This is a genomic window from Sphingobium sp. Z007 (assembly GCF_900013425.1).
Lineage (GTDB): Bacteria > Pseudomonadota > Alphaproteobacteria > Sphingomonadales > Sphingomonadaceae > Sphingobium.
Genome location: NZ_FBXK01000001.1, coordinates 590,186 through 610,653, shown reverse-complemented (window position 1 = coordinate 610,653; position 20,468 = coordinate 590,186). Strand labels below are relative to the sequence as shown.

At 64.9% G+C, this 20,468-nt stretch carries 13 protein-coding genes; 6 read left to right on the top strand and 7 right to left on the bottom strand.

Features of this window, described 5'->3' with window-relative positions; translation table 11 throughout:
• Positions 1 to 4: 4 nt before the first annotated feature.
• Together CEQ44_RS02850 and CEQ44_RS02845 are read right to left on the bottom strand one after the other, a co-directional pair.
• On the bottom strand, positions 5 to 1,606 hold the full coding sequence (locus tag CEQ44_RS02850; protein WP_088182901.1) for a carboxyl transferase domain-containing protein: 1,602 nt from the start codon (positions 1,604 to 1,606) through the stop codon (positions 5 to 7).
• Positions 1,603 to 2,748 carry an isovaleryl-CoA dehydrogenase gene (locus CEQ44_RS02845; RefSeq protein ID WP_088182902.1) on the bottom strand — a complete coding sequence of 382 codons (1,146 nt, stop codon included), beginning with the start codon at positions 2,746 to 2,748 and terminating at the stop codon, positions 1,603 to 1,605. Before CEQ44_RS02845 ends, CEQ44_RS02850 begins: the two co-directional genes overlap by 4 nt.
• A gap of 77 nt (positions 2,749 to 2,825) precedes the next feature.
• On the opposite strand from CEQ44_RS02845, the gene CEQ44_RS02840 reads away from it, so the two are divergent.
• Both CEQ44_RS02840 and CEQ44_RS02835 read left to right on the top strand, forming a co-directional pair.
• Entirely contained in the window at positions 2,826 to 3,695 is an 870-nt protein-coding gene (locus CEQ44_RS02840) for a LysR family transcriptional regulator (protein WP_256960014.1), read from the top strand.
• Between the two features lie 144 nt (positions 3,696 to 3,839).
• The gene (locus CEQ44_RS02835) at positions 3,840 to 4,760 is read left to right on the top strand and encodes an ROK family protein (RefSeq protein WP_088182904.1); all 921 of its coding nucleotides are present in this window, start codon (positions 3,840 to 3,842) and stop codon (positions 4,758 to 4,760) included.
• Between the two features lie 152 nt (positions 4,761 to 4,912).
• On the opposite strand, the gene CEQ44_RS02830 is transcribed toward CEQ44_RS02835, so the two are convergent.
• Positions 4,913 to 5,830, bottom strand: a complete 918-nt coding sequence (locus CEQ44_RS02830; protein WP_088182905.1) for a LysR substrate-binding domain-containing protein — start codon at positions 5,828 to 5,830, stop codon at positions 4,913 to 4,915.
• A 248-nt stretch (positions 5,831 to 6,078) separates the two neighbouring features.
• Between CEQ44_RS02830 and CEQ44_RS02825 the strand changes: the two genes are divergently transcribed.
• The 4 genes from CEQ44_RS02825 to CEQ44_RS02810 all read left to right on the top strand — a co-directional run bounded on the left by CEQ44_RS02825 (position 6,079) and on the right by CEQ44_RS02810 (position 12,841).
• The gene (locus CEQ44_RS02825) at positions 6,079 to 9,273 is read left to right on the top strand and encodes an efflux RND transporter permease subunit (protein WP_088182906.1); all 3,195 of its coding nucleotides are present in this window, start codon (positions 6,079 to 6,081) and stop codon (positions 9,271 to 9,273) included.
• On the top strand, positions 9,263 to 10,444 hold the full coding sequence (locus tag CEQ44_RS02820) for an efflux RND transporter periplasmic adaptor subunit (RefSeq protein WP_254913613.1): 1,182 nt from the start codon (positions 9,263 to 9,265) through the stop codon (positions 10,442 to 10,444). Before CEQ44_RS02825 ends, CEQ44_RS02820 begins: the two co-directional genes overlap by 11 nt.
• Positions 10,416 to 11,846 carry an efflux transporter outer membrane subunit gene (locus tag CEQ44_RS02815; RefSeq protein WP_088182908.1) on the top strand — a complete coding sequence of 477 codons (1,431 nt, stop codon included), beginning with the start codon at positions 10,416 to 10,418 and terminating at the stop codon, positions 11,844 to 11,846. Before CEQ44_RS02820 ends, CEQ44_RS02815 begins: the two co-directional genes overlap by 29 nt.
• 218 nt (positions 11,847 to 12,064) lie before the next feature.
• Positions 12,065 to 12,841, top strand: coding sequence for a MucR family transcriptional regulator (locus CEQ44_RS02810; RefSeq protein ID WP_088182909.1), 777 nt, complete (start codon positions 12,065 to 12,067; stop codon positions 12,839 to 12,841).
• Between the two features lie 378 nt (positions 12,842 to 13,219).
• Here CEQ44_RS02810 and CEQ44_RS02805 read toward each other — a convergent pair whose 3' ends face one another.
• The 4 genes from CEQ44_RS02805 to CEQ44_RS02790 all read right to left on the bottom strand — a co-directional run bounded on the left by CEQ44_RS02805 (position 13,220) and on the right by CEQ44_RS02790 (position 20,424).
• On the bottom strand, positions 13,220 to 15,088 hold the full coding sequence (locus CEQ44_RS02805; protein WP_306341391.1) for a bifunctional sugar phosphate isomerase/epimerase/4-hydroxyphenylpyruvate dioxygenase family protein: 1,869 nt from the start codon (positions 15,086 to 15,088) through the stop codon (positions 13,220 to 13,222).
• Between the two features lie 22 nt (positions 15,089 to 15,110).
• On the bottom strand, positions 15,111 to 15,980 hold the full coding sequence (locus CEQ44_RS02800) for a shikimate dehydrogenase (RefSeq protein WP_254913614.1): 870 nt from the start codon (positions 15,978 to 15,980) through the stop codon (positions 15,111 to 15,113).
• A 61-nt stretch (positions 15,981 to 16,041) separates the two neighbouring features.
• Positions 16,042 to 18,999 carry a TonB-dependent receptor domain-containing protein gene (locus tag CEQ44_RS02795; RefSeq protein ID WP_088182911.1) on the bottom strand — a complete coding sequence of 986 codons (2,958 nt, stop codon included), beginning with the start codon at positions 18,997 to 18,999 and terminating at the stop codon, positions 16,042 to 16,044.
• A gap of 111 nt (positions 19,000 to 19,110) precedes the next feature.
• Positions 19,111 to 20,424, bottom strand: a complete 1,314-nt coding sequence (locus CEQ44_RS02790) for an MFS transporter (protein ID WP_088182912.1) — start codon at positions 20,422 to 20,424, stop codon at positions 19,111 to 19,113.
• Positions 20,425 to 20,468: the final 44 nt, after the last annotated feature.

Here is a 20,468-nt window from a genome sequence, read left to right as displayed (position 1 = left end):
CGCATCACATCCTGAAAATGCCGAACTGCGCGCGGTCGGGGACCGGGGCGTTCAGCGTGGCGGCGAAGGCGAGACCGAGGACGTCGCGGGTCTGGGCGGGGTCAATGACGCCGTCGTCCCACAGGCGCGCCGTCGCGTAATAGGGGTTGCCTTCTTCTTCGAAGCGCTGGCGGATCGGGGCTTTGAAGGCTTCGGCTTCGTCCGGGGTCCATTGGCTCGCGTCGCGATGGACGGTGGCCAGCACGGATGCGGCCTGCTCGCCGCCCATCACGCTGATGCGGGCATTGGGCCAGGTGAAAAGGAACCGCGGGCCATAGGCTCTGCCGCACATGCCGTAATTACCTGCGCCGAAGCTGCCGCCGATCAGGACGGTGATCTTGGGCACCTGCGCGGTGGCGACGGCGGTGACGAGTTTCGCGCCGTTTTTCGCTATCCCCTCCGCCTCATATTTGCCGCCGACCATGAAGCCCGAGATATTCTGGAGGAAGAGTAGCGGGATACGGCGCTGGCAGGCGAGTTCGATGAAGTGCGCGCCTTTTAGGGCGCTTTCGCTGAAGAGGACGCCATTATTCGCCAGGATCGCGACCGGCATCCCCCAGATATGGGCGAAACCGCAGACCAGCGTGGTGCCGTAGAGCGCTTTGAACTCGTGGAACTCGCTGCCGTCGACAAGGCGGGCGATGATTTCGCGCACGTCATAGGGCGCGCGAACGTCGTCCGGGATGATGCCGTAGAGGTCGGTGGCGTCGAATTTCGGCGGGCGGGGATCGCGCAGGTTGAGGTCGGGCTGGCGATCGGGCTGGAGGGTGGAGACGATGTCGCGGACGATGGTGAGGGCATGGTCGTCACTTGTCGCGACATGATCGACCACGCCCGACTTGCGGCCGTGCAGGTCGCCGCCGCCCAGATCCTCGGCGCTGATTACTTCGCCCGTCGCCGCCTGCACCAGCGGCGGGCCGGCGAGGAAGATGGTGCCCTGGTTGCGGACGATCACGGTTTCGTCGGACATGGCAGGGACATAGGCGCCGCCTGCGGTGCAGCTGCCCATGACGCAGGCGATCTGGGGGATGCCGCGCGCGGACAGGTTCGCCTGATTATAGAAGATGCGGCCGAAATGGTCGCGGTCGGGAAAGACCTCCGCCTGGTTGGGCAGGTTCGCGCCGCCGCTGTCGACCAGATAGATGCAGGGGAGATTATTTTCGAGCGCGATTTCCTGCGCGCGCAGATGCTTTTTGACGGTCAGGGGGTAATAGGTGCCGCCCTTCACCGTGGCGTCGTTGCAGCCGATCATCACCTGACGGCCGGAGACGCGGCCGATGCCGGCGATGAGGCCCGCGCCGGGGACTTCGTCGCCATAAAGGCCGTTGGCGGCGAGCTGGCCGATTTCGAGGAAGGGTGAGCCGGGGTCGAGCAGCCGTTCGACGCGGTCGCGGGGGAGGAGTTTGCCGCGGGCAACGTGCTTGTCGCGGGCGGAGGCGGAGCCGCCCTGGGCGGCGGTGGCGACTTTGGCGCGCAGGTCTTCGGCGAGCGCGCGGTTGTGCGCGGTGTTGGCGCGGAAGGCTTCGCTGTCGGCGGCCAGCTTGGTGTCGAGGATGGGGGCGGTCATGCGCCGATCAACTCGCGGCCGATGAGCATCCGGCGGATTTCGTTGGTGCCGGCGCCAATGTCCAGCAGCTTGGCGTCGCGCATATAGCGTTCGACCGGCCAGTCCTTCGTATAACCCGCGCCGCCCAACGCCTGCACAGCCTCCAGCGCCACCTTCATAGCGTTTTCCGACGCTAGCAGGATTGCGCCCGCCGCGTCGAAGCGCGTCGTCTTGCCCGAATCGCAGGCCCTGGCGACGGCATAGACATAGGCGCGGGCCGAGTTGAGCGCGACATACATGTCGGCGACTTTGGCCTGCATCAGCTGGAAGGCGCCGATGGGGCGCCCGAATTGCTGGCGCTCACGGACATAGGGTATGACGGTGTCGAGGCAGGCCTGCATGATGCCAAGCTGGATGCCCGCTAGCACTGTGCGTTCATAGTCGAGGCCCGACATCAATATGCCGACGCCGCCGTTGAGCGGACCCATGATATTCTCCTCCGGCACTTCGCAATCGTCGAACACCAGTTCGGCGGTGGGGGAGCCGCGCATCCCCATCTTGTCGATCTTCTGACCGATGGAGAAGCCCTTCATGTCCTTTTCTATCAGGAAGGTGGTGATGCCTTTGGAACCCTCCCCGGTCTTGGCATAGACGACGAGCGTATCGGCATAAGTCGCATTGGTGATCCAATATTTCGTGCCGTTGAGGACGTAGCGATCTCCCTGCTTTTCGGCTTTCAACTTCATCGAGACGACATCGGAGCCGGCGCCCGCTTCTGACATGGCGAGGGAGCCGACATGCTCGCCGGAGATGAGCTTGGGGAGATATTTCGCCTTTTGCGCGTCATTGCCCCAGCGGCGGATCTGGTTGACGCACAGGTTGGAGTGGGCGCCATAGCTGAGGCCTATAGAGGCGGAGGCGCGGGCGACTTCCTCCTGCGCGACGACATGTTCGAGATAGCCCAGGCCCAGGCCGCCCCATTGTTCCTCGACCGTGATGCCGTGCAGGCCAAGGTCGCCCATGGCAGGCCATAATTCGCGCGGAAACCAATCCTTCGCGTCGATTTCGGCGGCGATCGGGGCGATGCGGTCGGCGCAGAAACGGGCCGCGCTGTCGCGGATCATGTCGGCATTGTCGCCCAGCGCAAAATCGAAATCGGTCATTGCGTCTCTCTCCTATGGCCCGATCATAGCGCAGTCCGATGCAGCTGGAAAATTGACAGTGGCATATCAGTGTATAGATGGAAACTATGATCGAACGCTATCTTCTCCGCTATTTCCTGGCGGTGGTGGACCAGGGCAATTTTTCGCGCGCGGCGGTGCATTGCAACGTGTCGCAACCCACTTTGTCGGCGGGGATCGCCAAGCTGGAGAATGCGTTGCAACGGCAACTGTTCAGCCGGACGAACCAGCGTGTGCAATTGACCGAGTCCGGCACGCGATTCCTGACCCATGCCCGGCGGATCGAGCGAGAGTTCAATATCGCGCTGGGGGCGATGGCCGATACCGCGCAGGAACGGCCGGTGCGGGTCGGGGTGCTGAGCAGCATTGCGGGCGCCCTGGTGGCGCGGGCGGCGCGGGCCTATCGCGCGGGCGGCGGCGGGCCGGTGGAGATCGCCTTCGCCAGCGAGCGGGAATTGACCGCGATGCTGGCGCGCGATCGGCTGGATGCGGCCTTCACTCTGTTGCGGCCGGGCGCGCAGCCGCTGGCGCAGCAGGTGGTGGGTGAGGAAGGCTATGCGATGGTGATGGCCACCGATCATCCGCTGGCCGGGCGGGCGCAGATCGACGCGGACGACCTGCGTGACGAGACGATGATCGTGCGACGGCATTGCGAATTGCTGTCGCAGACCAGCCGGCACTTTCTGGAGCGCGGGGTGCGGCCGCATTTTTCGCTGCGCACAACCAATGACGAGCGGGCGTTGCAGATGGTGGGCGCAGGCATGGGGGTGACGGTGATGCCCGACTGCTATCGCAGCACCGATGTGGTGCATGTGCCGATGGCCGGATTCGACCATCGGCGGACCTTAGGTTTCGTGCTGGCGGATGAGGGGGTGGCGGAGCATGGGCTGTTGCAGGCGCTGGCGGCGGCGTTCGGGGAACGGGCGTGACAGGCTGTGCCGATCGGCAGTTGATGGGGCATTGGCCTATAGGAACTGGAAGGATGGCGCCGGCTTGCCTATGACGGGCAGGATTTTCCTTTCCGAGGCGCGGTCCATCATGTCTTCCCTTCTCATGTCCCCAGGCACCATCCTATGAGCGCCCTGCCCTATCTGGCCGGTGTCGAACTGGGCGGGACCAAGATGTTCGTGCTGCGGGCGCGGGGGCGGGAGATTGTCGAGCGGGTATCGATCGCGACCACGACGCCCGCCGAGACGCTGGGCGCGGGGGCGGCGTTGCTGCGGCGCTGGCATGAGGACGAACCGTTCGCGGCGCTGGGCATCGGATCGTTCGGGCCGTTGCGGCTGGACCGGACGGCGGCGGATTTCGGCCATATGTTGCCGACGCCCAAGCCGGGATGGAGCGGTGCGGATATCTATGGCGCGCTGGCGGGCGTGCTGCCCTGCCCCGCCGCGATCGATACCGACGTCAATGGCGCGGCGTTGGCGGAAGTGCGTTGGGGGGCTGGAGCGGAAAACGACGCGCCGTCCGATTGCCTGTGCTATATCACGATCGGGACCGGGCTGGGCGCGGGTTTTGCGCTGCATGGGCGGCCATTGCATGGGGCGATGCACCCGGAACTGGGGCATATCCTGACGCGCCGGGCGCCGGGCGATGCATTTCCGGGAGCCTGCCCCTTTCATGGCGATTGTATCGAGGGGCTGGTGGCCGGGCCGGCGCTGGCGCAGCGGTTCGGGGTGCCGGGGCAAGAGATCGCAGCGGACGATCCGCGTTGGGACCATGTCGCCCATGATATGGCGCAGATGATCGGCACCACATTGCTGACGACGGCGGCGCGGCAGGTGCTGATCGGCGGGGGCGTGGGCATGGGACGCGCCGACCTGCTGGACCGGGTGCGGGCCAGGGTGGTGGCGCAGCTGGCGGGCTATCTGCCGTTCGTCACGGACGAGACGATCGGCGCGATCGTGCGCCGGCCGGCGCTGGGCGACCTGGCCGGGCCGTTGGGGGCGGTGGCGCTGGCGATGGATGCGCTGGCGGATGTCGATAGGGGCTGAGGTGCTGCCTGATCGGGCGACAGCGAGTTGGACAGTTGTAGCGTGTCTTCGAAGGGGTGAATGATATTAAGCCATTGATAATTAATAATATTTTTTGGGCGCTTTGACGGCTTTGTTCGGCATCGATCCTATTATATATTAGGTTCAAGGACTTACGCGTCTTTCGCTCCGGCGTCATGCCCCGATATGGCCTGGAGGATCACCGCGCGGAAGGCCTGGGCGGTGGGCGGCAGGTCGTCCTTGTGGATCATCCACAGACGCGTCCTGACCGGCGGGAAGAGCGGGCGCAGGACCAGTTTGTCGACATGCAGGCGGGAGAGCGATCTGGCGAGGATAGTGACGCCGAAGCCCGCGGCGACCAGGCCCAATAGGGTCGCGAAGCTGCCGACTTCCAGCGTGATGTGGGGCTTGAACCCGGCCTGATCGCATAGAGCGAAGAAATGGTCGTTGAAGTCGGCGCTGCTGGTGGTGCCGTAGAGGACGAAGGGGACGCCGGCGAGATCGGCGATGCCGGGATCGGCATCGCGCCGGGCCAGTGCATGGTCCTGTCGCAGGGCAAGCAGCATGTCTTCCTCCAGCAACCAGCAGGCCTGGAGGCCGGGCGGGAGCGACGGCGGTTGGACGCCGCGCATGATGCCGATGTCGAGATCGCCGCGCTCGATCCAGGTGACCTGATCGTCGCGGCCGAGTTCGTGGAGCTTTAGATCGACCTGGGGGTAGCTCTGGCGGAAGTCGTAAAGGGCGTCGGCGATTTGCGGTACGAAGGGGGCCGACGCGGTAAAGCCCATGGCGAGCCGCCCTAGATGGCCATCTTGCGTCTGACGCGCGACCTGCGCCGCCCGGTCGGCCTGGATCAGGGTCTTGCGCGCTTCGGGCAGGAACAAGCGGCCTGCCTCGGTCAGGGCGACGCGGCGGCTGGTTCGGTCGAACAGGCGGACGCCGAGTTCCTGCTCCAGCGCCCGGATCTGCTGGCTAAGTGGCGGTTGCGACATGCCCAGCCGCTGGGCGGCGCGGCCGAAATGCATCTCGTCGGCGACGCACAGGAAATAGCGTAAATGTCTCAGGTCCATCGGATCAGGTCTTTATAGATATCGATCATGCCTGTTTAGATATTGGACACAAAACAGACAACTGCGCATAGGCCGGACCAAGCGTAGCGTTTCGAAACTAAAATCCGGCGCTGCGGCAATGCGGGACAGGACGGCATGGCGGGTTGGCCGCCGCTTCCCGTTGTGCCTTGCAGGCGATGTATAACGGAGAGGCACGGCATCGAGCATCCGGCGACAGGGGTCGGCGTGATGAAGGCGGGAGTTCTGGTTTGATCGATATCGTCAAGGTTGCGCTGCATCGGCCGCTGACCTTCATTGTTATGGCGATATTGATCGCGATCGTCGGCCTGTTGGCGGCGCTGCGCACCCCGGTCGACATCTTTCCCAATATTCGCATTCCGGTGATCGCCGTCGCCTGGCAATATTCCGGCCTGCCGCCCGAAGATATGAGCAACCGCATCATCAGCCCCTATGAGCGGGTGCTGACGACGACGGTCAACGATATCGAACATATCGAAAGCCAGTCGATGCAGGGCATCGGCATCGTGAAAATCTATTTCCAGCCGGGTGCCGACATCCGCACCGCCACCGCGCAGGTGACGTCGGTGTCGCAGACGGTGCTGCGCCAGATGCCGCCGGGGATCACGCCGCCGCTGATCCTGAATTACAGCGCATCGACCGTGCCGATCCTGCAACTGGCGCTGTCGGGCAAGGGATTGTCCGAACAGCAATTGTTCGACCTGGGCCAAAACCAGATCCGGCCGCCGCTTATCACTATTCCCGGCCTTGCCATGCCCTTTCCGTCGGGAGGCAAGCAGCGGCAGATCCAGATCGACCTTAATCCCGTCGCGCTCCAGTCCAAGGGGCTGACCGCGCAGGATGTCGGCACGGCGATCGCGGCGCAGAACCAGATCAATCCGGCCGGTTTCGTCAAGATCGGCGCGACCCAATATAGCGTGCGGTTGAACAATGCGCCGGGCACGATCGAGGCGCTCAATGACCTGCCGGTGAAGGTGGTGAACGGCGCGACCATATATATGCGCGACATCGCCTATGTCCGCGACGGCAATGGGCCGCAGACGAATGTCGTGCATGTCGAGGGTCGGCGATCGGTGCTGCTGACCGCGCTGAAGAATGGCGCGACGTCGACGCTGGCGATCGTGGACGGGGTGAAGGAGGCGCTGCCCAAGATCAGCGCGACGCTGCCCGACAGTTTGAAGATATTGGTGATCGGCGACCAGTCGATCTTCGTGAAGGCGGCGGTCCAGGGCGTGATCCATGAAGGCGCGCTGGCCGCGGCGCTGACGTCGCTGATGATATTGCTGTTCCTGGGATCGTGGCGATCTACGGTCATCATCGCCTTGTCGATCCCGCTGGCGATTCTGGCGGCGGTCGCGGCGCTGGCGATGTTCGGTCAGACGCTGAACGTCATGACGCTGGGCGGGCTGGCGCTGGCGGTCGGCATTTTGGTCGACGACGCCACGGTGACGATCGAGAATATCAACTGGCATCTGGAACAGGGCAAGGGAGTCGTGGAGTCGATATTGGACGGCGCGGCGCAGATCGTGACGCCGGCGTTTGTGTCGTTACTGTGCATCTGTATCGTGTTCGTGCCGATGTTCTTCCTGCCCGGCGTCGCGGGCTTCCTGTTCGTGCCGATGGCGCTGGCGGTGGTGTTCGCGATGATCGCGTCCTTCATCCTGTCGCGGACATTGGTGCCGACGATGGCGATGTATCTGCTCAGGCCTCATGTGGCGCATGGGCATATGGCAGGCGACGCCAAGTCGCGGAACGTCTTCGTGCGGTTCCAGCGCGGGTTCGAGACGCGGTTCGAGGCGATCCGGCATGGCTATCTGGGGTTGCTGCGTCGGGCGCTGACTGCGCGGAGGCCCTTCCTGCTGGGCTTCATGGGGATCGTGATCCTCTCCTTTGGGCTGTTGCCGATGCTGGGCAGCAATTTCTTCCCGGCGGTGGATTCAGGGCAGATCGCCATGCATATCCGCGTGCCGGTGGGCAGCCGGATCGAGGATACGGCCGCGCGGTTCGAGCGGATCGCTGCGGCGGTGAAGGAGATGGTGCCGGCGAGCGAGCTGGACGCGATCACCGACAATATCGGCCTGCCGGTCAGTTCCATCAACACCGTCTATAATAATAGCGGCACGATCGGCCCGCAGGATGGCGACATGATGGTCACGCTGAAACATGGCCATCGCCCGACTGATGCGATCGTCGGCCAGTTGCGCGAGGAATTGCCGCGCCGCTTCCCCGGCACCAGCTTCGCCTTCCTGCCGGCCGACATCACCAGCCAGATTCTGAACTTCGGCGCCCCTGCCCCGATCGACATCCAGATAGCGGGCAAGAATGCAGAGGCCAATCGCGCTTATGCGCAGAAGCTGCTGGCCAAGGTCGCGCTCATTCCTGGCCTGGCCGATGCCCGCATTCAGCAGCCGGGGAGGTCGCCGCAGTTGAATGTCGATGTGGATCGGTCGCGCGCGGGGCAATATGGGCTGACCGAGCGGGACGTGACGACCAGCCTGGCCAGTTCGCTGGCGGGGACGGCGCAGACGGCGCCCGTATTCTTCGTCGATCCCAAGAGCGGGGTGTCCTACCCGGTCGTGGCGCAGGCGCCCGAATATCTGATGGGATCGATCAGCGACCTGTCCAATGTCCCGGTGTCGGCCGCCGCGGGCAGCAATGGCGCGGTGCAGCCGCTCGGCGGCCTCGCCACGATCGAACGGTCGAGCACGGTGCCGGTGGTGTCGCATTATAATATAGCGCCGGTGCTGGACATTTATGCGACGGTGCAGGGCCGCGACCTGGGCGCGGTGGCGGGCGACATCAATGCCGCGACCAAGGCGCTGGAGGGCGACGTGCCCAAGGGCGCGACCGTGACGATGCGCGGCCAATATGCGACGATGAACACCGCTTTCTCCGGGCTGGGCTTTGGTCTGGCGGGCGCGATCGTGCTGATCTACCTGTTGATCGTGGTCAATTTCCAGAGTTGGGTCGATCCGTTCGTCATCATCACCGCCCTGCCCGCCGCGCTGGCCGGGATCGTGTGGATTCTGTTCATCACCGGCACCACCCTGTCGGTCCCGGCGCTGACCGGCGCGATCATGTGCATGGGCGTCGCCACCGCCAACTCGATCCTGGTCGTCAGTTTCGCGCGCGAGAAGCTGGCCGAGTTTGGCGACGCGACCAAGGCGGCGATGGAGGCGGGGCTGGTGCGGTTCCGCCCGGTGCTGATGACCGCGCTCGCCATGATCATCGGCATGGGGCCGATGGCGCTGGGCCTGGGCGAAGGCGGCGAGCAGAATGCGCCACTGGGCCGGGCCGTGATCGGCGGGCTGGTCTGCGCCACGATCGCCACGCTCTTCTTCGTGCCCGTCATCTTCGCCTTCGTCCACCGCCGCCACAAGGCCACCGACCCCCAGATGGAAATGCAGCCCAGCCATGCAGGATAATCAGCCCGCCCCAGACATGACCGCGACCGGTCCCGACAGCCGGATGCTGAAGCGCGTAGGGATCGGCGCGGGCGTCATTGCTTTGGCGGCGGTGGCGATCGGCGCGGCGACCCGGATCAGCGCGACCAATGAGTTGCGCGATACGGCGCAGAAGGCGGCGATCCCGTCGGTCGCTGTCGTGTCGCCGCAGAGCGATGCCAAGGGCGGGGCGCTGGTGCTGCCGGGCAATGTCCAAGCCTATAACAGCGCGGCCATTTATGCGCGGACCAATGGCTATGTCAGCCGCTGGCTGGCCGATATCGGCGACAATGTGCGGGCGGGCCAGTCGCTCGCGGTGCTGGACGCGCCGGAGATCGACCAGCAATTGGCGCAGGCGCAGGCGGATTATCAGACGGCGCTGGCCAACCAGCGGCTGGCGGGGACGACGGCCAAGCGGTGGAGCGTGATGCTGGCCAAGGACGCCGTGTCGCAGCAGGAATCGGACGAGAAGGCGGGCGACCTGGCGGCGAAGTCGGCGCTGTCCAATGCGGCGCTGGCCAATGTGAAGCGGTTGCGTGCGCTGCAGGGCTTCACCCGGCTCGCCGCGCCCTTCGACGGGGTGGTGACGAGCCGGGCGGCGCAGATCGGCGCGCTGGTGGTGGCGGGCAATGCCGCGTCGCAGCCTTTGTTCACCGTGTCCGACATCCACCGGATGCGCATCTATGTGCGCGTGCCGCAGGGCTATTCGGCGCAGGTGAAGGTGGGGATGCCGGCCATGCTGACGCTGCCGGAGTTTCCCGGCCGCAGCTTTACCGCGACGATGACGCGCAGCGCAGGCGCGGTTGATGCGCAATCGGGCGCGGTGCTGGTGGAGTTGCAGGCGGCTAATCCCGACCGGGCGTTGAAGCCGGGGGCGTTCGCGCAAGTGCGCTTCGATGTCGGCCAAGGGGGCGGAAACGGCCTCAGCCTACCGGGCAGCGCGATCCTGTATGGCAATGACGGGCCGACCGTTGCGGTGGTCGGGCGCGACAGCCGCGTGACCGTGCGGCCTATCACCATCGGCCGCGACGAGGGCGCGACGGTGCTGGTAGCGAGCGGGATCAGGCCCGGCGAGCGGGTGATCGATTCCCCGCCGGATTCGATCCGGTCGGGCGACAGGGTGAATGTGCAGAGCGGTGGCAAGGGTGCGTAGGTCGGTGCGGCGCGCGGGTGCCTGTCTTGGGCTGGCGCTGCTGGGCGGCTGTTCGATGGCGCCCGACTATCAGCCGCCGCAGATCGCTGCGCCGCAAGCCTATAAGGAGATGGCCGGTTGGACCGACGCCACGCCGATGGACACCGCCCCGCGCGGGCCGTGGTGGGAAGCGTTTGGCGATCCGGTGTTGAACGATCTGGAGGCGCGGGCGGAGGCGGCCAGTCCTACGCTGGCGGCGGCGCTGGCGCGCTATGACCAGGCGCGGGCGGTGGCGCGGGTCGAGGGGTCGGACCTGATTCCGACCGTGCGCGTGGGCGGCGATGCGGCGCGCCAGCGCGTGTCGGGCAACCGGTTCCAGGGCAATGGCGACGCGCAGACCTATAATGATTTTTCGATCGGCGGGGCGATCGACTATGAATTGGACCTGTGGGGCCGCATCCGCAGCAGCGTGAAGGCCGCGCGGGCGGATGCTCAGGCGAGCGAGGCCGATCTGGCGGCGGCGCGGCTGAGTTTGCAGGCGGCGGTGGCGGACGCCTATGCGCGGCTGCGTGGGCTGGATGCGCAGGCGGACCTGCTGCACCGGTCGGTAGCGGCGTTCGAGCGCGCCTATCAATTGACCGATACGCGGCATGAGGGCGGGATCGCGTCGGGCATCGACGTCAATCGCGCGCGCACGACGTTGAGCAACGCCAAGGCGCGGATTTCGGCGGTGGCCAATGATCGCGCCGCGACCGAGCATGAACTGGCGGCGCTGACCGGGGCGGTGGCGTCCGACTTTTCGATTCCTGCGCGGGTGCAGACGCTGGGTGCGCCCGCCATTCCGACCGGCGCGCCGTCCACCCTGTTGCAGCGGCGGCCGGATGTGGCGGCGGCCGAGCGGCGGATGTTCGCCAATAATGCGCGGATCGGCGTGGCGCGCGCGGCGTTCTTCCCCTCGCTCACGCTGGGGTTGAGTGGTGGGTGGCAAGCCACGCATGGATCATTGCTGACGACGCCCAACAGCGTGTGGGGGCTGGGTCCGCTGGCGGCGGCGTTGACCGTCTTCGATGGCGGTCGGCGGCGGGCGCAGGTTGCGCTGTCTCGCGCGGAGTATGAGGAGCAGGCGGCGCTGTATCGCGATACGGTGCTGGGCGCGTTCCGGCAGGTGGAGGATGGCATCGCCGCGCTGCGCCATCTGTCGTTGCAGTTGGTGGATCAGCGCGATGCGGCGCAGGCGGCGCAGCGGACCAGCGACCTGGCCTTCACCCGCTATCGCGACGGCGCGTCCGATTATCTGGAGGTGGTCACTGCCCAGACCGATGCGCTGGATGCGCAGAGCGCGCTGCTCAGCGCCGAGATCGAACGGATGCGCGCCAGCATCGCATTGGTCAGGGCGCTGGGCGGATCGCCGGGTGCGGCCTGATGGCCGGACATGTTGGCGACCAAGTCTGATCGGGTCAACAATGTCGAGTTGGGGACTGTATCCGAAGATGATGTGGATCAGTCTTCATCCGTGAATTGGTGCCCGATAGACTATGCCGTCACCTGCATTTTGACAAAAGCGCCGGACGAGGGCACAAGGTCCATCGGGCCAGCCGATCCCAAGCCTGCGACCCGACCTTATCTGGATAGGATGTTTCCATGGCCGATACCGAACAGCCCGATTATACGAGCCTGACCGTCCAGTTATTAAGCGCTTATGTCGCCAACAACACAGTCTCCAGCGAAGACTTGGCCGGGTTGATCCAGTCGACGCGGGCCGCGTTGATCGCTGAGACTGCGCCTGAGCCAGTCGAAACGGTCGAGCATGTGCCGGCGGTGAGCGTGCGCAAGAGCATCGCGTCGCGTGAGCATATATTGAGCCTGATCGACGGGCGGCCGTACAAGACGCTGAAACGGCACTTGGCCACGCACGGCCTGACCCCGGCCGAGTATCGCGAACGCTATGGATTGCCCGCGTCCTATCCGATGGTGGCGCAGGCCTATTCCGAACAGCGCCGGGAAGTGGCGCAGAAGCTGGGATTGGGCCAGCGTGGGACGCAGGCGCGCGCCGCAGCGGCGGCCGCGGCGGAAGCGCCGCCGGTTGCGCCAGCGCCGAAGCCTGAAGCGGCTGCGCCGAAACCTAAAGTGAGCCGCAAGACGCCGACCGGTGCTGCGGCCCCCAAGCGGAAGGTTGCGCCCAAGCCCGCCAGCGATCCGGCCGAGGCGGACGCGCAGGCGGAGGCGGCGCCAAAGCCCGCGGCTAAGAGGCCCGGTCGCAAGCCCAAGGCGGCGACGGCGGCGACGGCGGCGCCCACTCCCACGGTCGACACGGCTGTGGCGTCTGAACCTGTCAAGGCAAAAAGCCCGGCCAAGACGCCGCGCAAGAAGCTGGGCATCAAGGCGGCCAAGACCGGGACGGCCGACGCGACTTCCTGACGCTATGGGCGACGCGCCGTTCTGATGGGCGGCGCGTTGCGGTCAGCATGTGTCTAGCGACGCCTGACTTTACGTTGTCTAGCCTCGTCATAGCGAGCGTAGCGGGCCGAAGGCGGGCGACGCCCAACCAATCCAAGGACGTGCCATTGGATTGGTTCGCTACGCTCGCAATGACGATTGGAGTCTGATGACTTTAACGTAACCCAACCCGTTCATGTTGAGTATGGTCTGAGCTTGTCGAAGACCAATATCGAAACATCACGCGCGCGCGATCCTTCGATACGCCATTTCGACAGGCTCAATGGCTACTCAGGACGAGCGGATCACAGTAAGGTCATCATGCTCTAAAATGAGGCATGATCTCATTATGGTCCGCCATTATTCCACATCGTTAGCAGCGCTTTTATAGCGTTCCTGCGCGGCGAGGCGGATGCTGGCGTTGGGCGCGCCATAGCCTTGATAATGGTCGCGCTCGACAAATTCGAAGAAGAAGCGCTTGCGGAAGGCGCGGCTGTAGAGTTGTAAATATTCGCCGGAGCCGTCGGCGTCGTACAATATATGCGCCTCCGTCAGGGCAGCAACGCGCTGGTGATCCAGACCGAAGCGGGCGGCGATGTCGTCATGGTAATTGGGTGGGATCGGCAGGATGTCGGCGCCCTTGCCCGCCATATGGTCGGCGGTTGCCAGCAGGTCTGGCGTGGACAGGGCGATATGCTGATAGCCGCCGCCCAGATTATGTTCGACGAAACGCGACGACAATGTGCCGAGTGCTTCGGAGGCGTTGAGGGTGACGCGCAGGGCACCGTCGGCGGACTGGAGCGGTTGGCTGAGGACGAGGCCGGACGGGTCGATGACGTCGGCCTGGAAACTTTGCTGCAAGCCGAAGAGCGAGCGCCAATAGAGTTGCCAGGATAGATATTCCTCGATCTGGACGACGGCGGCTAGATGATCGATGGCGAGCGGCGCGTCGTCATGGACCGCGCCGGTGGGGGCAAATTCGCCGTCCCACATGGCGTTCGCCTCCCCTTCCCCGATCAGATAGACGAGGCTGCCGCCGATGCCGCGCAGTGCCGGGAAGGCGAGGTTGCCGGGTGCGTCCTGGTCATCGACGGTGCGGATGCCCAGATGTGCTGCGCGGGCGGCGACGGCATCGCGGTCCGGCACGACCAGGCCGACGGCGCAGATGGACGGGCCGTGGGTCTGGTGGAAATTATGGCCGAAGCCGTGCGGTTCGGCGTTGATGACGAGGTTGACCGACCCGGCCTGCCAGCGGCTGACCGCCTTGGCCGGGTGGATGCCGGTGCGGATGAAGCCGAGCGAGCCGAACATCGCTTCGAGCGCCGGAACGTCCGCGTCGCTGACGGCAAATTCGACAAATTCCGGCCGGACATGGGGCGGTGGCGCGGGCGCGGCGGTCGGGCGATCGAGCAGGCGCAGCGCGGCATCCTCGACATGGCGCAGCGAGCGCAGGCCGTCGGCGGCGATCAGGTCGGCGGACCAGCCGCGGAAACGGTCGTTGAAGATTTCGAGGCTGAGCGGGCCTGTATAGCCGGTCGCCAATATTTCGGCGACATAGGCTTCGACCGGCAGGCCCCCTTGGCCAGGGAAGTTGCGGAAGTGGCGGCTCCAATAGAGGAGGTCCATGTCCAGTTTCGGGGCGTCGGCGAGCTGGACGAACGCGATCTTATCGCCGGGGATGGCGCGGATGCTGTCGCTGGGGATACCCCGCGACAAGGAATGGAAACTGTCGAGGATGATGCCGACATGGGGATGATCGACCGCCTCCACGATCGCCCAGGCGTCGCGATGGTCGAACACATGGCGGCCCCAGGCGAGCGCTTCATAGCCAACGATGATATCGTAGCTGGCGGCGAGTTCGCCCAGTTGCTGGAAGTCGGCGACGATGCGGTTGCGTTCGCCCAGGGCATGGGGCGAGCAGTTGGAGCAGAGCAGGATGTGGCGCGTGCCTAGCTCGCCCATCAAGTCGAATTTTGCCGCTGCGCGGTCGAAGGCGCGCTGGCGCATGGCGCCGGGCATCCCTTCGAAATCGCGGAACGGCTGGTAGAGCATGCAGGACAGGCCAAGATCATCGAGCATCGTGCGGACGTCGCGCGGGCGCAGCGGCGAGGCGATCAGGTCGTTTTCGAAAATCTCCACGCCATCGAAGCCTGCGGCGGACGCGGCGCGGAGTTTTTCCTCCAGCGTGCCGCTGAGCGAGACGGTGGCGATGCCGAATAGCAGGGTCATGATTGGCGTTCCTCCATTTCGGTCAGCTTTCTAGTGCAGCGCGGAAATTGACGCCCATGCGCGCCGGATCGGCGGTGCGACCCGTGAAATGATGGAACGCGCCGACGGCCTGGAAGATGGTCATGCCGCTGCCGTCGAGGGTGGTGCAACCTGCCGCCCGGGCCTCGCGCAACAGCTGGGTTTCGAGCGGGAAATAGACGATGTCGGTGACCCACAGCCGGGGTTCGAGCAGGTCGCGCGGGATCGCCGAGCCGGGATGCACGGCCATGCCCATGGGCGTAGCGTTGACGATGCCGTCGGCCTGGGCGACCGATGCGGCGAGATCGTCGCCCACGATCGCGCGGCCAGCGCCATGCACGGCGCATAGCGCGTTGCAGAGCGTCGCGGCGCGCGTCGCATCGGAATCGAACAAGGTAAGCTGCGCCACGCCCAGGTCCATCAGCGCATGGGCGGTGGCGGCCCCTGCCCCGCCGGCGCCCATTTGGACGACGCGGGTCATGGCGGCGTCCTGCGGCAGGCCGGTGCGGAGATTTTCGGCAAAGCCGGTGACGTCGGTATTGTAGCCGATGCGGCGGCCATCGCGGAAGACGACGGTGTTGACCGAACCGATCTGCGCGGCTTGCGGGGACAGATCGTCAAGATGGGCGATGACCGCCTGCTTATAAGGGTGGGTGACGTTGACGCCGGCAAAACCGGCGCGTTGCAGCGCATTGAGCAGGCCCGGCAGGTCGCTTTCGTCCATATCGTCGGCCGCGAAATCGAACAGGCGGTAGATGAGGCGGACGCCCTGCGCATCCGCTTCGCTTTCGTGCAGGCGCGGGGTAATCGACGCCTGGATGTCGCGGCCGATCAGGCCGGTAAGATAGCGCGGGACGGAGCGGGATTGGGTCAAGGGTGACGATCCAATGAGAAGGAGTGGTCCCCATCGCGGTACGACAGGGACCGGGGAGCGATCAGAATTTGAACTTCGCGCCGACATAGAAGGAGCGGCCGACCATGTCGTAAGTGCCGGCATCCGTGCCGTTCTGCGAACTGGCGACGAAGGGAATGGCCTTGTCGAACAGGTTGGTGACGCCGCCGCGCAGTTGCAGATTGTCGTTGATGTCGACGGTCGAGAAGACATCGAACAGATTGTAGGGCTTCACCCCCACCTGTTCCGTGGCGGGCGAGGTGATGGCGCTGATGTCGCGCAGCTTGCCCTGATAGCGCCAGCGCAGACCGATGCCGAACACGTCGGAACTGTAGCCAAGGGTCGTCAACGCCTTCCACTTGGGCAGCGGACGGCCCGGCGTGCTGGTGCCGACAAAATCCTGCGACGCCGAACCGGGCAGCGTCTGAACCTTATAATGGTTCAGCCAGCCGATGGCGGACGAGGCGTAGATTTTGCCCGATCCGTCGCCAATGCCGGCTTCCGACAGGCGCAGCGACCAGTTGACCTGCACATCGACGCCGTCGGTGTCTAGTGCGCCGAGGTTCAGATAAGGCTGGGCGATAGCGACGAGCTGGCCGGTCGGGTCACGTTCGACCAGTTGGCAGAATTCGTTGCTGCTCGCATAGCTGCTGTTCGATCCGTCCAGATTATAGCATTTGGCGAGGACTGTCAGACCATTGATGGTCGAGATGACGTTGCGGATCTTTATGTTGTAGTAATCGACCGAGAAGGAGAAACCCGACAGCCAGGGCGAAGAGAATTTGGGGTTATAGACAAAGCCGACGTTGAAGGTGTTCGCCTTTTCAGGGGTCAGAGCGCTGTTGCCCTGGATATTGCCGCCGGTCGCGGTGGTGGCGAATTGATAGGCGTCGATCGCCGCGGCCGGGATGCCCTGCGCCAGGCAGAGATCGCGGACTTGCGCGCCATTGGCGCCGGTGCGGGCGGGCGATCGAACGTCGCAGGGATCGCCGATCGCCAGCGGCGGGGTGCCGATGGCAAGCTGAGACCCGGTGACGGGCGAGAAGAGTTCGCCGATATTGGGCGCACGGACAGCCCGCTGATAGCTGCCGCGGATCAGCAGCGACTGGACGGGTTGCCAGCGGGCATCAAATTCATAGCTTTTGACGCTACCGCTGGGCTTATAGTCAGAATAGCGAAAGGCCGCGCCGACGCCCAGTTCGTGGAAGAAGGGGGTTTCGGACAGGAGCGGCACGTCGATCTGCGCCGCGAACTCCTTGACGCTGATCTCGCCGCGGGCCGGGTTTGAGCCGACGACGCCCTCGACATTGTTGGTCACCAGGTCGGAGCTGGGATCATATTTATAGGTGTTCTTGCGATAGCCAGCAAGCAGCGCCAGCTGGACAGGGCCGGCGGGCAGGTTGAACAGCGGGCCGTTGACCTGGCCCTGGACCTGCGTCTGGGTCAGTCGTTCGCGGCTGTTGATCGTCGCGGTCATATATTGCTGACATTCGCGCGACAGGCTGGTCGCATTGGCGATGCCGAAGGGGTTGAAGCCGCCTGCGCAGAGCGACGCGCCGCCATCGGGGGCGTTTAGGAGGGTCTGGACCCGCGACTTGAGTACCGCGTTGAACATCGACTGGGTGTGGACGGTTTCGTCATAAGCGGCGAAGGCGTCGAACTTCCACGATCCGCCGATCGTGCCCTTCAGCCCGCCCAGATATTGCTGGACGCGGTAGTTTTCGTCCCAGCCCTTGTCGCCGATGCCGACATAGCGGGCGCTCCAGCGGAAGGGCGCGGCGGGATTGGCGCGCGAGGCCAGCAGGGTGGACAGGTCGGTGGGGATGAAGGGATTGGTGACCGGAATGGTGGTGAAGGGCGCGAACTGCGTCAGGCTGCCGCCGCTTTCGGTGGTGACGGTGGAGTCGACATAGAGGAACTGGCCATAGGCGGTCAGCGATTCCGTCAGGTCATATTCGCCCTTGGCGAAGGCGGATTTGCGTTCGAAGGCGTTGAGAATCTGCAACTGCGGGCCGACGGGCATACGCACATTGCCGCCAACCACGGCATAGGCGCCGGTCGTTGGCCCTTTATAATTGATCGCGCCCGTCTGCGCGAACAGCGAGCCGTCATTGTTGAAGCCCAGGTTCAGCGTCGGGTTGACCGGCGTGGTGACGCCATAGCTGGCGAAGAGGCCATTGAGCACCGCCCGATTGGGCAGGTTCAACGCATCGGGCACGAAAGCGCCGGTGCCGATGAAGGAGGAGGGCACTTTGTCGGAGAAAAAGTCGCGCTGCGAGCCGGACAGCGGATCGCGCTGGCCATAGCTCAAGGCCAGCATCAGGCGACCACGGTCGTCGGCAAATTTGGTGCCGAGCGCCAGCGACGCGTTGAACTTGCCATAGTCGCCGCGGAAGCTGTCGCCGTTCTGGATATCGCCGCGGATGCCATCAAAATATTTGTCGGTCTTGAAATTGACGACGCCGGACATGGCGTCCGACCCGTAAATGGCCGACGCACCGCCAGTGATGACGTCCACCGAGCCGATGATCGATTCCGGCAGGATGTTGATATCGACATTGCCGTTAATGTCCGACAACGGCAGGCGGCGGCCGTCGAGCAGGACGAGGTTGCGGTTGGAACCCAGGCCACGCAGGTTGAGCGTAGCGCGGCCGCCAGCCCCCTGCCCGCCGGTGCCGGCATTGCCAGACGGGGTGAAGCCGGGCAGTTGGTTCAGCGAATCTTCCAGCGTGATCTGGCCGCTTTGCTGGACCAGTTCATCCGAGACGGTGACGATCGGGCTGACCGCGACATTGTTCGGCCGGGCGATCAGCGAGCCGGTGACGACGATGTCGGCATTCTGCTGCGCCGAAGCATCGGCGGCGGGCGGGGCCAGCGCGGTGGCGGCTTCCTCCGCCGGGGCGGCCTGATCCTGCGCCCAGAGCGGCGATATGCAGGCGGCAAGCGCCATGGCGGCGAGCGATCCGCCGAGGCGAAGCTGCGTGTTGAAACCTGACTTCATGCTATCCTCCCTTTTTTATTACTAAATAGTTCGTACATAAACCGTGCGATCCGAGGCTCTGTTGGCCCTTTTGGTTATGCTTGGCAGTCATGCGTTATGGCGATCTGGCGTTCAGTCCATTTCCACCCGGCGCACATCCCCCACGATAAAAATATAGGCGGCGGCCCCGACCAGCGCGAGGACGCCGATGAAGGCGAGCGCGAAATAGAAGGAGCCGGTCTGCCCCACGATCACGCCGACGACGATCGGCGTGACGATGCCGGCCAGATTGGCGCAGAGATTGAAGACGCCGCCGGTCAGGCCGATGAACTGGCGCGGGGCGACGTCCGAAATCAGGGTCCAGCCCAGATTGACCATGCCCTGGCCGAAAAAGGCGATCGACATGATGGCGATGACCAAAGTGTTGCTCTGCACGAAATTGGCCGCGACGATGGTGGAGGCGAGCAGCAGGCCCGCGACGATCGGCAGTTTCCGCCCGATATTGGCGGAACCGGTGCGGCGGATCAGCATGTCGGACACCTGCCCGCCCAGCAAGACGCCGGCGGAGGCGGCGATATAGGGCAGCACGGCGAAGGTGCCGGATTTGAGCCAGTCCATGCCGCGCTCGGTCGCCAGATAGGTCGGGAACCAGGTGAGGAAGAAGACCAGGGTGGAATTGCCGCAAAACTGGCCGATCGACGCGCCCAATATCTGGCGCTTGCCCATCAATTTGCGCACATTGGCCCAGGAGAAGGGAATTTTTTCATGCTTGCCAGCGATGGCGACGCCCCCGCCCGCCTTGATATAGGCCAGTTCGGCGGCGTTGACGCGCTCGCTTTCGCCGGGATCGCGATAGCGGGCGTACATGAGCAGGCCGAACGCCATGCCGAGCGCACCGGCGATCAGGAAGAGGGCCCGCCAGCCGAAGCTGCCGACCACCCAGAACAGCACCGGCGCGAAGAAGGCGAGGCCGGCATATTGCCCCACGGCATAGACGGAATTGGCCCGCGCCCGCTCATCCTGCGGGAACCAACTGCTGAGGATGCGGCTGTTGCACGGGTAGCAAGGTGCCTCCGCCATGCCCAGCGCAAGACGGAAGCCGAACAACATAGCCACATTACCGGCCAGGCCGTGGAGCAACGTGAAGAAGGACCAGAGGATCAGCGATCCGGCATAGGTGATGCGCGTGCCCAGCCGATCGAGCAGCAGCCCGCCGGGGATTTGCGACGCGGCATAGGTCCAGGAAAAGGCCGAGAAGATGAAGCCCATCATTTCCGGTGAAATTTTCAGTTCCGCGGTCAGCGAGGGGGCGGCGACGCCCATGACGGCGCGGTCCATATAGTTGAGCAGGGTGGCGACGCTGATGAGCGCCAGCACGCCGATGCGCGCGCGGGTGGGGCGCAGCAGGCCGGCGGCGTTTGCGGGCGCCGTCATACGGCGCGCCATGCGCAGGACGCCGTGCCCGGACGGTCGGGATGACGGGCGTTCGA